11 protein-coding genes and 2 pseudogenes are annotated in these 12,830 nt (G+C 76.9%); 5 read left to right on the top strand and 8 right to left on the bottom strand.

Going from position 1 to position 12,830, the window contains the following annotated elements:
• Positions 1-5 precede the first annotated feature (5 nt).
• The 3 genes from GC089_RS06260 to GC089_RS06255 all read right to left on the bottom strand — a co-directional run bounded on the left by GC089_RS06260 (position 6) and on the right by GC089_RS06255 (position 1,918).
• A complete protein-coding gene (locus GC089_RS06260; RefSeq protein ID WP_230685107.1) occupies positions 6-1,013 on the bottom strand; it encodes a hypothetical protein in 1,008 nt (335 codons plus the stop codon).
• A gap of 225 nt (positions 1,014-1,238) precedes the next feature.
• Positions 1,239-1,385 (bottom strand): hypothetical protein, encoded by a 147-nt coding sequence (locus tag GC089_RS19955; protein ID WP_370514080.1) that lies wholly within the window; start codon positions 1,383-1,385, stop codon positions 1,239-1,241.
• Positions 1,382-1,918: a hypothetical protein gene (locus GC089_RS06255; RefSeq protein ID WP_370514079.1), complete on the bottom strand. Its 537-nt coding sequence runs from the start codon at positions 1,916-1,918 to the stop codon at positions 1,382-1,384. Before GC089_RS06255 ends, GC089_RS19955 begins: the two co-directional genes overlap by 4 nt.
• 176 nt (positions 1,919-2,094) lie before the next feature.
• Between GC089_RS06255 and GC089_RS06250 the strand changes: the two genes are divergently transcribed.
• Entirely contained in the window at positions 2,095-2,322 is a 228-nt protein-coding gene (locus tag GC089_RS06250; protein ID WP_155376905.1) for a helix-turn-helix domain-containing protein, read from the top strand.
• A gap of 27 nt (positions 2,323-2,349) precedes the next feature.
• Here GC089_RS06250 and GC089_RS06245 read toward each other — a convergent pair whose 3' ends face one another.
• Complete coding sequence (locus GC089_RS06245; protein ID WP_155376904.1) at positions 2,350-2,874, bottom strand: hypothetical protein; 525 nt, start codon at positions 2,872-2,874, stop codon at positions 2,350-2,352.
• Between the two features lie 267 nt (positions 2,875-3,141).
• On the opposite strand from GC089_RS06245, the gene GC089_RS06240 reads away from it, so the two are divergent.
• From GC089_RS06240 to GC089_RS18945, 4 genes and pseudogenes are all read left to right on the top strand, one after another.
• Complete coding sequence (locus GC089_RS06240) at positions 3,142-3,990, top strand: LysM domain-containing protein (RefSeq protein WP_196250843.1); 849 nt, start codon at positions 3,142-3,144, stop codon at positions 3,988-3,990.
• A complete protein-coding gene (locus tag GC089_RS06235; protein WP_155376902.1) occupies positions 3,987-4,640 on the top strand; it encodes an Rv3235 family protein in 654 nt (217 codons plus the stop codon). Before GC089_RS06240 ends, GC089_RS06235 begins: the two co-directional genes overlap by 4 nt.
• 170 nt (positions 4,641-4,810) lie before the next feature.
• A pseudogene (locus tag GC089_RS18950) lies at positions 4,811-5,425 on the top strand (GAF domain-containing protein); the annotation flags it as partial.
• Entirely contained in the window at positions 5,353-6,495 is a 1,143-nt protein-coding gene (locus GC089_RS18945) for a methyl-accepting chemotaxis protein (protein ID WP_304515656.1), read from the top strand. The pseudogene GC089_RS18950 and the gene GC089_RS18945, both read left to right, overlap by 73 nt.
• A 16-nt stretch (positions 6,496-6,511) precedes the next feature.
• Here the strand turns inward: GC089_RS18945 and secA are convergent.
• The 4 genes and pseudogenes from secA to GC089_RS06205 all read right to left on the bottom strand — a co-directional run bounded on the left by secA (position 6,512) and on the right by GC089_RS06205 (position 12,673).
• Positions 6,512-9,415, bottom strand: a pseudogene (secA, locus tag GC089_RS06220) (preprotein translocase subunit SecA).
• 134 nt (positions 9,416-9,549) lie between these two features.
• Complete coding sequence (locus GC089_RS06215) at positions 9,550-10,878, bottom strand: winged helix-turn-helix domain-containing protein (RefSeq protein WP_155376900.1); 1,329 nt, start codon at positions 10,876-10,878, stop codon at positions 9,550-9,552.
• Positions 10,879-10,999: 121 nt separating this feature from the next.
• Positions 11,000-11,668: a ribosome hibernation-promoting factor, HPF/YfiA family gene (hpf, locus tag GC089_RS06210; RefSeq protein WP_155376899.1), complete on the bottom strand. Its 669-nt coding sequence runs from the start codon at positions 11,666-11,668 to the stop codon at positions 11,000-11,002.
• Between the two features lie 285 nt (positions 11,669-11,953).
• A complete protein-coding gene (locus tag GC089_RS06205) occupies positions 11,954-12,673 on the bottom strand; it encodes a ComF family protein (RefSeq protein WP_230685106.1) in 720 nt (239 codons plus the stop codon).
• Positions 12,674-12,830: the final 157 nt, after the last annotated feature.

Below are 12,830 nucleotides of genomic sequence, written 5' to 3'. Positions count from 1 at the left end.
ACGCGTCAGACGGCGGCGACGCGCGCCTCCACGGCGAGCTCCGACGCCACACGTGCTGCGAGCGTCGCGACCGCACGTCGCGCCGGTGAGCCCGGCGCGATCTCGCGCAGGGCGCGTCCCTCCAGCAGGGCGGCGTCCGCGGCGGCGCGGTCGTCGGGCACGAGGACCACGTCGTGCACGCCGGCGTAGCGGGCGAGCGCCGCCGTCACGGCGTCCGCGGGCCGCGCTCCCGCCACCGTCGGTCGCAGCCGGTTGACCACGACCGTCCGCTGCAGGCCCAGACCCCTGTCCGTGAGCTCGCCGAGCGCACGCACGAGGCGCTGGACGCCCACGGGGTCGGCCGCCCCGACGACGACCACGAGGTCGGCCTGCTCGAGCACGGTGAGGGTCGCGGCGTTCCGCGCAGGCGCACGCGTGTCGTAGCTCAGCACCTCGTCCTGCTCGAGGCAGAACCCCGTGTCCACGACGGTCACGTCCGCGAGGCCGCGCGCCACCCGCAGCACCTCCTGCGTGGACGAGGCGGGCAGCTCGGGCCAGCGGTCGGCGCGCGCGACGCCCGTGAGCAGCCTGAGCCGGGGCAGCACGACCGGCGCGAGACGTGCCAGCGACGGCAGGTCCAGGGCGCCCTGGCCGGCGGCACGGGCGGCGGCGGCCAGGCCGGGCGACTCGTCGAGGACCCCGAGCACCTGGGCGACGACGCCCCCGTAGGTGTCCGCGTCGACGAGCAGGGCGTCGTGCTCGAGCGCGGCGAGCTCCGCGGCGAGGTTGACCGCGACGAACGTGCGGCCGGGTGCTCCGGTGGGGCCCCAGACCGCGACGGTCGCGCCGCGGCGGGTGGCCGGAGCCGGCTCCGGCGCCGACGCCGGGCGCGCCGGCGCCGCACCGGCGAGCACACCGAGCGCCTCCCGGACGACGGCGTCGGCGTCCGCGGGGACCTCGACGACGACGTCCGCCCCGTGCGCGGCGAGGCGCTCGGCCAGCCACGGGCGCGTCGGGTCGCCGAGGCCCACCACGCGCACACCGCAGCGGTGCAGCTCGGCGACGGCCTCACGGTCGAGCCGGTCGAGGTCCGCCGAGACGACCGCGAGCCCCCGAGGCCGGCCTCGGCGGCGGCGAGGAGCTCGGTCAGGTCCGCGCAGCGTCGCGTGACCGACAGCCGGCCCCCCGACCCCTCCACGGCCTGCACGATCGCCGACTCCGCGGCCCCCTGGACCGCGCAGAGCACACCGACGCCCACGTCAGCCCCCGCTGCCGGGCACGGCGACGACGGCCACGACGCCGTCGCCCGCGAGCGCGCCGAGGACCGCGGGCAGCTCGTCGAGCGGGACGAGGACGTGCGCGGTCCGCGCACCGCCCGCGCCGAAGGCGCCGTCGGGGCCGCTCACCTCCGCCACGGTGAGGGCGGACGCGAGCTGGCGGGGTGCGCGGTCCGCGGCGCCGGAGTCGTCCGCACCCGTGGCGCGCTCGTCCTGCGGCGGCGTCCACCAGACGTCGACGGAGGCACCGGCCACGAGGTCGCGGGACGCGGCCCCTCGAGCGGGACCGGCACCGGCCGGACCTCCAGCGCGTCGGCGCGACCGACGGCGCGCAGGGGCACGAGCTCGCCTGCCCCGACGGTGCGCAGCACGACCCGGTCGTCCGGCAGCCCGCGGTCGGCCCGCAGGTAGCCGTCCACCGCTGCGCCGATCCGCACGTCCGCGACCACGAGGTCGGACGCACGCAGCGTGTCGCCCGGGGCGAGCACGTCGCGGGCGACCCAGACGGGCACGGTCCGCTGGGCGGCGCCCACCGCCCAGCTGCCCAGCGCCACCGACGCCGCGACGAGCACGACGCCGACGAGCAGGCGCGGGTCGCGCCAGCCGGGACGGCGCAGCCGCGCCGCCACGGGTGCGGGCAGGTCGAGCACGGGGGTCTCCATCGGGTCCTCCGGGGTCCTCGGGACGGTGCCGCCGCGGTGCGGCGGGACGGGCTCAGGCGGGCGCGACCGGACGACGCGCAGGGCGAGTGTGGCGGACCGGACGGCACCGCCGGGGGCCGGCCGGCGCGGCCTGTGGACGACGCCGTCGTGCGGGGCGTGCGTGCCAGACTGCCGCCATGGCCCCGCGCTTCCTGACGCTCGCCGACGTGTCCGAGATCCTCAACATCTCGGCCCCGCAGGCGTACGCGCTCGTGCGCTCCGGCGAGCTGCCGGCCATCCAGATCGGCGGCCGGCTGCAGTGGCGAGTCGAGGCGACCGAGCTGGAGAGGTACATCGAGCGGATGTACGAGCAGACCCGGGCCCGCAACGCGCACACCGCGTCGCCGGGGGACGCCGCGCGCTGACGCCCCGCCCCGCGCCGGACCCGGTGCTCACGCGGACACCACCGCGCAGAGAGCGGCGAACGGCACGCTGACGGTCCGCGCGGCGGGCTGGTCGGGCGTGAGGTCGACGTGGTCCGCGCCGACGCGCTCCAGCCGCCCCGTGACCGCTCCTCCGCGGGTGCGGACCTGCACGGTCGCACGGTCGCGCGCGAGCGCCCGCAGGGCGTGCCCGAGGCCGAGCGCACGCTCGACGTGACCGGCCGGGGGTGCGACCGCGTGCGGCAGCCCGGCGACGACGTCCACGGCGCAGAGCGGCACCAGGGCACGACGTCGCTCGGACAGCGCGAGCAGCACCCAGTCGTCACCCGCCTCGAGCAGCTCCCCGTCGAGGGGCTCCCCCGCGTCCGCCAGCAGGACGCGGACACGTGCCCCGGCGCCGGCGCGCGCACGGTCGGCGAGCCGCACGTGCGCTCGCTCGGCACGGACGAGGTCGGCGACGTCCCACCGTCCCTGCGCTGCGGCCCCCGCCGCGAGCTGCCCCTCGAGGTCGGCGAACAGCCGCTCCCACCGCATGGGGCGTGACGGTAGCGGGGGCTGTGCGCGAGATGGCCGCGCGGCCACGGATCGGACATCTGTGGACAGATTGCACGCCGACGTCTACACCTAAGGCACTCTTCCTGCATCAAACGACACCAAATTGCATGATCGAGAGGCTCACGTGACCGGTCCCCGTCCAACCGCCGCGCCCCTGCACGGCGCCGTCGCCGCGACCCTGCTCCTCCTGGCGGTCTGCTGGCGCTCGCGGCCGCCGCCCTCCTCGTCGGGCGGACGCTCGGCACGGTGGCCACCGCCGCCCCGTGGCGCCCGGACGCCGCGGTGGCGTGCGCCGTCCTCGCCGCGGGGGCGCTGGCCGCCGCCTGGGTGGGGGCGTCCGCCGTCGTCGCCGCCACGTGCGTGGTCGCCCGGGCCGGCGGGCGGACGTGGGGCGTCGGGGAGGCCGCCGTGCGGCGGTGGGCGCCGGTCCTCGTGCGACGCACCCTCGCCCTGGCGGTCGCCGCCGCCGTCGGTGCGGGCGCGACGACCGCCGCGCACGCGAGCGTCACGGACGCGCCCCCGGTCCTCGACCTGGGATGGGCGCCCACGTCCGACGTGCTGCCCGCGGCACCGGCGAACGGCGGGGTCGGCTCCCCCGCGGCGCCGCCCACCGCCTCCCCCGCACCGGCGACCGGCGGGGACGCGACGGCGCCGCCCGTCGGACCGTCCGCACCCGCCGCCGCACCCGCCGCACCCGCCGCCACCCCCACGGCCGGACCCGGCGCGCCGGCCGGGGCGTCCGCGTCCGACGGACGCTCGCCGCACCCCGCCGACGCACCGGCGAGCGTCGCGCCGGAGGCGACCGCCGTCGCCGGCACGACGGTGCCCGCGTCCGCCGCACCGGCACCCTCCGCGCCCCCCGGGTCGGTGCGCGAGGACCCCGCCGCGGCGCGCACCGTCGTCGTCGCACCCGGCGACACCCTCTGGTCGATCGCGGCACGGCACCTCGGTCCCGACGCACCCGACGCGGCCGTCGCCGCCGCCTGGCCCGCCTGGTACGCGGCGAACGCGTCGACGGTGGGCCCCGACCCCGACCTCATCCACCCCGGTCAGGTGCTCGTCGTGCCGGCCGACGTCGACGGGAGCACGCGATGACCACCCTGCTCGAGGACACGGCCGACGCCACCGTGGTCGAAGCGGCGCTGCGCGCGCTGCACCCCGCGCCGACCCGACCGCGCGGAGCGGTCGCACCGGCGCCCGCCGGCCACGCCGCCGCCCACCCGACGCGCGGCCGTCGGGCGGCGGAGCGGCCGCCCGCGGCGCCGCGTCTGCGCCTGGTCCCCGCGCTCCCGGTCGCGCCGGGCCCGCGCGCCGAGGCGCGGCTGACCCCGCCGCCACCGGTGGCCGAGCGCGTGCGCCTCGTGGCCAGCGACCGCGCTCTGGTGGTCGAGTCGGCCGACGAGGGGCCCGGTCCCGCTCCGGACGTCGACGCGACCCGGTTCGCGCACGGCGTCGGCCTCGCGTGCGTCGAGGTCGTGCTCGGCCGCCGTCCGGCCGCCCAGCTCGCCCGGTGGCTGACGCCGGGTGTCCTCGTCGCGGTGCAGGAGCGGGCCGCCCTCACGCGGCGCGCCGCCGGTCCCGCCGCCGCGCGGGCCCGGGTGCGCCGCGTGCGCGTGTGCCAGCTCGACGACCGGACCGCGGAGGCGTGCCTCGTCGTCGACGACGGCTCCCGGGTCCGGGCGGTCGCCCTCCGCCTGGAGGCGCACCGGGCCGCGTGGCGGGTGACGACGCTCGAGATCGGGTGACGCCCGCGTCGTCGGCTGTCTCGTGCACCGCCGACAGCCGTGAGGGCGTCACCCGTGCGGGCCCCCGATTCCCGCCCGTCCGTCCGGTTCGGCACGTGCACGCGCTGGGCCGCACGGATGAACCTCCGGACGGGCGTCCGCTCGCCGCGCGCGCGGGCGCCACGGACCGCATGCTGTCGCCGCGCCGCCACCCGGCGGTCGCGTCGAGGGCGACCCGCGGGGGCACGGTCGCGCGCTGCCACGCGGGAGCGCTGCCACCGCCGGCGTCGGCGGTGCCCCACCGTGACGAGGGAACCCGCCATGCTCCGCTCCGCCGCCCTGCGGTCCGAAGTCCGCCGCCTGACCGCCGAGACCGCCGCCGCCCGTGCCGACCTGCACGCGGTGACACGCCTCGTCCGTGCCCTGACGGACGTCGAGGACGTCACCGCCGGCCTCGAGGCCGCGGTCGCGGTGGTGCGCGAGCAGCTCGGCTGGGCGTACGGGTCGGCCTGGACCGTCGACACCGAGGCGCGCGTGCTCCGGTTCGTCGCCGAGTCGGGCGACGCCGGCGAGGAGTTCCGGGACGTGACGCGGCAGGCGACGTTCGCGGAGGGGCCGGGCTCGCCGGCCGCGCGTGGCGCGCCCGCGAGCTCGTGGCGGTCAGCGACCTGGGTGAGCTCACCGACTGCGTGCGCGCCCCCGCGGCGCAGCGGGCGGGGGTCCGGTCGGGCGTGTGCGTGCCGCTGCTCGTCGAGGGCGACGTCATCGGGACCATGGACTTCTTCACGACGGAGGTCCTCGAGCTCTCACCGGAGCGGCGGGCGGTGCTCGAGGCGGTCGGCGCGGTCGCCTCGCAGGCGCTCGAGCGGCTCGTCGTCGCCGACCGGCAGGCGGAGGCGGCGCGCGAGACGGCTGCGAGCACCGCCGTGCTGCACGCGGTGACGTCGGCGGTCAGCGCGCAGGACGCCCTCGCGCGGGCGCTCGACACGATCCGCACGGGCTTCGGCTGGGCCTACGGCTCGTACTGGCTGGTCGACGAGGGCGACGGGGTGCTGCGCTTCGTGCAGGAGTCCGGCGACGCCGGCGAGGCGTTCCGGCGCGTGACTCGAGAGGCGACGTTCGCGCAGGGGTCGGGCTCGCGGGCCGCGCGTGGCTCGCCCGGGAGCTGGTGTTCGTGCCGGACCTCGCGGACGTCACCGACTGCGTGCGCGCCCCTGCCGCGCGGGCCGCCGGGGTGCAGTCGGGCGTGTGCCTGCCCATCCTCGTCGACGGCCGCGTCGTCGGGACGATGGACTTCTTCGTCCTCGAGCGCCTGGACCTCACCCCGGGCCGGCGCCGCGCGCTGCAGGACGCCGCCTACCTGGTCGGCCAGGCGCTCGGCCGCTTCACCGCCGCCGACCGGCTGCGTGCCGCCGGCCGCGAGCTGGTCGCCTCGATCGAGGAGGTCGAGCGCAACGTGCTGGCCGCGACGTCCGTCGCGGCGGAGGGGCAGCGGCTCGTCGTCGCCGCCGACCGGGACGTGGCGGGGCTGGGCCGGTCCGGGGAGGAGATCGGCCAGGTGGTCCAGACCATCGGCACGATCGCCGCGCAGACCCACCTGCTCGCGCTCAACGCGACGATCGAGGCGGCGCGCGCCGGCGAGGCGGGACGCGGCTTCGCCGTCGTGGCGCACGAGGTGAAGGAGCTCGCGAACGCGACCGCGCTCGCCACGACGGAGGTCGGTGACAAGGTGGCGGAGGTGCAGCGGCAGGTGGGCACGGCCGTCACCGCGCTGAGCGGCATCCGCGACGTCGTCGAGCGGATCAACGGCACCCAGGAGGTCATCGGCGCCGTGCTCACGGAGCAGTCGGCGGTGACCCGGTCGATCGTCGCCTGACCCGTCCGTCCGCGGGTCACCGTCGCACCGAGCGGCGTGGCGGCACCCGGGGCGGAGCGCCCGACGGGCGGCACGGCGCCCGCCGCGCACGGTGGCGGGCGGGCGCCGTGACCGTCAGCGCTTGCGCTGCTTGGCGGCCTTGCGTCGCTCGGCACGGTTGCCGCCGTCGCCGCCGGCCGAGGCGGGGCACCGTCCTCACGGCGGGTCACGACGCCGTTGTCGCCGTCGGTCGACGGGGCGCTGTACTGCAGCGGCGTGCGCTGCGCCGGCCCGTCGATGCCCTTGGCCACGAGACGTCCGGCGGGTGCGCCCTCGGCACGCGGCGCCGCGGCGGCCGCGCCCGCGGAGCCGGCGGCCGTCGCCGCCGACTCGACGCTCACGACCGGGCTGCCGGCGGCGGCGTCCTGCGTCCCCTCGGCCGGCGCGACCTGCACCTCGAGGTTGAACAGGTACGCGACCGACTCCTCCTTGATGGCGTCCGTCATCGCGTTGAAGAGCTGGAAGCCCTCGCGCTGGTACTCCACGAGAGGGTCGCGCTGCGCCATCGCGCGCAGGCCGATGCCCTCCTTGAGGTAGTCCATCTCGTACAGGTGCTCACGCCACTTGCGGTCGAGGACCGACAGCACCACACGGCGCTCCAGCTGGCGCATGTTCTCCGCGCCGAGCTGCTCCTCGCGCTCCGCGTAGGCGTGCTCGGCGTCCGAGAGCACCTCACGCGTGAGCAGCTCCGCCGACAGGCGCGTCGGACCGCCGGCCTGCTCGACGACCTCGTCGGGGGTGATCGACACGGGGTAGACCGCCTTGAGCGCCGTCCACAGCGCGTCGAGGTCCCAGTCCTCCGGCCGGCCCTCCGCGGTCGCCGACGCGACGTAGTCCGTCAGGACGTCGGTGCGGAAGTGGGCGACCTGCTCGTGCAGGTCCTCGCCCTCGAGCACGCGGCGGCGCTGCTCGTAGATGACCTCGCGCTGGCGCGAGAGCACGTCGTCGTACTTGAGGACGTTCTTGCGGATCTCGAAGTTGCGCGCCTCGACCTGGGCCTGCGCGGACTGGATGCCGCGCGTGACGATCTTCGACTCCAGCGGCATGTCCTCGGGGAAGCCGGCGCGCGTCATCATCGACTCGGCCAGACCCGAGTTGAACAGGCGCATGAGGTCGTCCTGCATCGACAGGTAGAACCGCGACTCACCCGGGTCACCCTGACGCCCGGACCGTCCGCGCAGCTGGTTGTCGATGCGGCGCGACTCGTGCCGCTCGGTGCCGAGGACGTACAGGCCCCGAGCTCGACGACCTCGTCGTGCTCGGCCGCCACGGCCGCCTTGGCCTTCGCGAGCGCGTCGGGCCACGCGGCCTCGTACTCCTCCGCGTTCTCGGCCGGGTCCAGGCCGCGCTCCGCGAGCTCGGCCACGGCCATGAACTCCGCGTTGCCGCCGAGCATGATGTCGGTGCCGCGGCCGGCCATGTTCGTCGCGACCGTGACCGCACCCTTGCGGCCCGCCTGCGCGACGATCGCCGCCTCGCGTGCGTGCTGCTTGGCGTTGAGGACCTCGTGCGGGACGCCCTGCTTCTTCAGCTTCGACGACAGCAGCTCCGACTTCTCGACGCTCGTCGTGCCCACGAGGACCGGCTGGCCCTTGGCGTGCCGCTCGACGATGTCGGCGACGACCGCGTCGAACTTGCCCTCCTCGCTCTTGTAGACGAGGTCCTTCTGGTCGATGCGGACCATCGGGCGGTTCGTGGGGATCGGCACGACGCCGAGCTTGTACGTGCCCTGGAACTCGGCGGCCTCGGTCTCGGCCGTACCGGTCATGCCCGAGAGCTTGGTGTACAGGCGGAAGTAGTTCTGCAGGGTGATCGTGGCGAGCGTCTGGTTCTCGGCCTTGATCGCCACGCCCTCCTTGGCCTCGATCGCCTGGTGCATGCCCTCGTTGTACCGGCGGCCGGGCAGGATGCGGCCCGTGTGCTCGTCGACGATGAGCACCTCGCCGTTCATCACGACGTAGTCCTTGTCGCGCTTGAACAGCTCCTTGGCCTTGATCGCGTTGTTCAGGAAGCCGATGAGCGGGGTGTTGAGCGACTCGTACAGGTTGTCGATGCCGAGGTAGTCCTCGACCCGCTCGATGCCCGGCTCCAGCACGCCGACCGTGCGCTTCTTCTCGTCCACCTCGTAGTCGCGCTCGCGCTCGAGGCGGCGCACGACCTTGGCGAACTCGCCGTACCAGCGGTTGGCGTCGCCCGAGGCGGGCCCCGAGATGATGAGCGGCGTGCGTGCCTCGTCGATGAGGATCGAGTCGACCTCGTCGACGATCGCGAAGTGGTGGCCGCGCTGGACCAGGTCGTCGACGCTCCACGCCATGTTGTCGCGCAGGTAGTCGAAGCCGAACTCGTTGTTGGTGCCGTACGTGATGTCGGCCGCGTACTGCTCGCGCCGCTGCGCCGGCGTCATGTTCGCGAGGATGGTGCCGGTCGTCAGGCCGAGGAAGCGGTACACGCGCCCCATGAGGTCGGCCTGGTAGCCCGCGAGGTAGTCGTTCACCGTGACGACGTGCACGCCCTTGCCGGACAGCGCGTTGAGGTACGCCGGCGCCGTGGCGACGAGGGTCTTGCCCTCACCGGTGCGCATCTCGGCGATGTTCCCCAGGTGCAGGGCCGCGCCGCCCATCAGCTGGACGTCGAAGTGGCGCAGACCCAGGGTGCGGCGGGACGCCTCGCGCACGGCCGCGAACGCCTCGGCCAGCAGGTCGTCGACCGTCTCGCCGTCGGCGAGGCGGGCGCGGAACCGGTCGGTCTCCTCGCGCAGCTCGGCGTCGGACAGCGCGGTGAAGCTGTCCTCCAGGGCGTTGACCTGCGCGGCGATGCCGGAGAGCTTCTTGAGGACCCGTCCCTCGCCGAGCCGGAGGACCTTCTCGAGGATCGCCGTCACGCATCTCTCCCGACGTGCTGCGCCCCGTCCGCGCGCAGCGCCGGGGCGGTCCGTGTCCCGGCCGCTCGGCCGGGCCCGACCATCGTAGGCGAGCCGCGCCGCACGGTGGGGCGTCCCGTCGCCCCGGTGCGCGCTCACCCCGGCGGCGACGGCTCCTGCACCAGTGCGGCGACGAGCTCGGGGACGAGGTCGCCGGCACCCTCCGCGGCGTGCACGTCGTCGAGCCCGAGCCAGGCGGCCAGCGTCCGCAGCTCGGCCGCCAGCTCGCGGGCGACGCTGCGTCCGTCGGCGCCGGTGCCGGTGCCGCCCGCTCCGCCGGGCGCGTGGTGCGCGGCCGCCACCCGCAGCACGCCCGACGCGCGGTCCGCCTTGAGGTCGACGAGCGCCGCCAGCCGCTCACCCAGGAGGAACGGCAGGACGTAGTAGCCCCACACGCGCTGCGGCGCGGGCACGTAGATCTCGATCCGGTACCGCAGCCCGAAGAGGGCCTCCGTGCGCGCCCGCTCCCACACGAGGGGGTCGAACGGGCTGAGCAGCGCCCGTCCGGTCGCACGCCGCGGCACCGTGGCGTCGCGGTGCCGGAAGGCGGGGGCCGACCAGCCCTCGACCGCGACCGGCACGAGGACGCCGTCCTCGACGAGCTCGTCCACCGCCTGCCGCGTGCGCGCGACGTTCGTGCGCCAGTGGTCGGCGAGCGTGCGCACCGTCGCGATGCCGTGCGCACGCGCCGCGACGGCGACGAGGCGCCGGCGTGCGGTCGCCTCGTCGACGGCGGGTCGTTCCCGCACCGCCCGGGGCAGCACGCGGTCGGCGCGGTCGTACCGGCGCTCGAACTGGGCGTTGCGACCCGCCGACGTGAGCTCCCCGACGTCGAACAGGTACTCGAGGGCACGCTTCGCGACCGTCCAGTTCCAGCCCCAGTGGTCCGTGGGGCGGGCGTGCCGCGCGCCCATCAGCGCGTGCGCCTCCCGCGCGGTCACCGGCCCGTGCGCGTCGACGAGCGCGCGCACCTCGGCCACCTCCGGTGCGCTGTCGATCGGCACGCCGTGGATGTGCACCCCACGGCGCCGGCTCTCGGACCGCAGGTGCTCGTGCTTGAACCACAGGTCCCGGAACGTCTCCGGCGGCACGAACGACGCCTCGTGCGCCCACGTCTCGACCAGGCGCCGCGGCGGCGCCCCTGCGGCACGGTCGAGCGCCGTGACGTCCCACGGGCCGACCCGCGAGTACACGGGCACGAGGTGGGCCCGGGCGAGGACGTTCACCGAGTCGATCTGCAGCAGCCCGAGGCGGTCGACCACCGTCTGCAGCCCGCGCGTCCCGGCCGGCACGGCACGCTCGGCGCGCGGCCGGTCGAGCCCGGACGCGCGCAGCGCGGCGCGGCGCACCTCGGCGACCGTGAGCACCTCGCGGACGGGGGCCGTGGCCCGGCCGGCGGCGGTGCGGGCGGTGAGGTCGCTCATGGGCCCATCCTGCCGCCCGCCTCCGACACCGCCCGGGCCGGCCCGTGACGCTCGGACGGGGGCGGAGCGCCCTGTGCGCCACCGCCCCCGCCCCGGCGTCCACCGCCGTGCGGCGCGACCCTCAGCCCGCGACCGGCTCCGCGGACCCGGCGTCCCGGACGGCCGTGTCGAGCTTGATCACGCCGTAGCTCCAGCCGCGCCGGCGGTACGCGACCGCCGGCTGGGCCGTCTCGGCGTCGACGAACAGGAAGAAGTCGTGGCCGACCATCTCCATCTCGTAGAGCGCGTCGTCCACCGTCATCGGGACGGCGCGGTGCACCTTCTCCCGGATGACGACCGGGGAGTCGCCGAGCATCGTCTCGGTGACGCCGTCCTGGTCCGGCACGGGCTCCGGCACGTCCGCCGGCGTCGGGACGTCGTCCCCGACGGTGTCGCCCGCCTCGGCGGGCGGGAGCACCTCGACGGGCGCCACCGGAGCGTGGTTGCGGTGCGCCTTGCGCCGGTCCCGTGCCCGGCGCAGCCGCTCCTGCAGCCGTCCGAGCGCGAGGTCGAGGGCGGCGTACGCGTCGTCGGCGCAGGCCTCGGCACGGATCACCGGACCCTTGTCCACGACGGTGATCTCGACCCGCTCGCTGCTGTCGGACTGCCGGGGGTTCGGCTCGTGCGACACGATGACGTCGACGCGTTGGGCGCGCGGGGCCAGCTGCTCGACCTTGGCGAGCTTGTTCTCGAGGTGGGCGCGATACCGCGGGGACACCTCGGTGTGCCGGCCGGCGACCACGATCTCCATAGGGGCCTCCTGAGGAGGTCAGGGGCGGGTGGGACCCGCCCGGGCGGGACGTGCGTCTGCGACCCCGTGCGGGGCCGGGGGCGGCATCACCTCCTCGCCGCGCGCGTCCCACCAGCGAGGACGAACGCGCGGGGCGTCGTTCCCAGGCACTCACGCTAACCCCCGCGGCCCTCGTGCCGCACTTCACCCGGGCCCTTCGGTACACCCGGACGGGTGTACCCCTCGCCGGTCCGTCCGCACCCCGGGACGTCGGTCCCCCCTCCCCGCCCCGCGTGCACGGGCCGCTCACGCAGGCCGACCCGAGGGCGGCGGTGTCGCCGCGAGGACGCAGCACGCGACGACGTCGGCGCGATGTCGCCGCAGGACGTCGACGCACGCCGCGATCGTCGCGCCGGTGGTCAGGACGTCGTCCACGAGCAGCACGCGCCGGTCGTGGACACGGACTCCGGGACGCACGCGGACCCGTCCGTCGAGCGCGGCGACGCGGGCCTGCGCGCCCAGCCCGGCAAGGTCCGCACCCCGGCCCCGGACGAGCGCCGGCGCGGCCGCGGCGCGGTACCCGGCGCCGGCGAGACCGTCCGCGACGCCGTGCGCGAGCACCTCCACCGGCGCGCGGCCACGCCGTCGCCGGGCCGCCGCCGTGGAGGGCACGGGCACGACCAGCAGCGGCGGTCCCGGGCTGCGGGCGAGCGCCGCCTCGCGGGCCACGTGCGGGGCGGCGCGGGCGAGCGCCGCCCGCAGGGCGCGGTCGAGGTCGGCCCGGCCGCCGTCCTTCCACGCGCCGACCGCGGCACGCACGCGCCCGGTGTACGGGGCCAGGGCCCACGCGGGCAGCAGGACGCGGTCCACCAGGTCGAGCCGCGGGGCGGCGCGCTCGCACCGCACCGGCGGCCCCGTCAGCAGCGCGGCGCACGCGGCGCACCACGGCACGTCCTTACGCCCGCAGCCGGCGCACGCCACGGGGACGACGAGACCGAGCAGGTCCGCGAGCGCGCCGCGCACCACCGCCACCACCCCCGCGGCGCGGGCACGGGGGCGACGGACGGCGGGCGACGGTCGGCGGACGGCACGTGCCCGAGCCTCGCGGGCACAGGCGGTGCCGAGGCGGTCGGACGCCGCCGCACGGGAGCCGGCACCGTCCCGCCCGGGCTGAGGGTGGGTC

Source organism: Cellulomonas sp. JZ18, from assembly GCF_009720485.1.
Lineage (GTDB): Bacteria > Actinomycetota > Actinomycetes > Actinomycetales > Cellulomonadaceae > Cellulomonas.
This window is presented reverse-complemented; position numbering and strand designations above follow the sequence as displayed.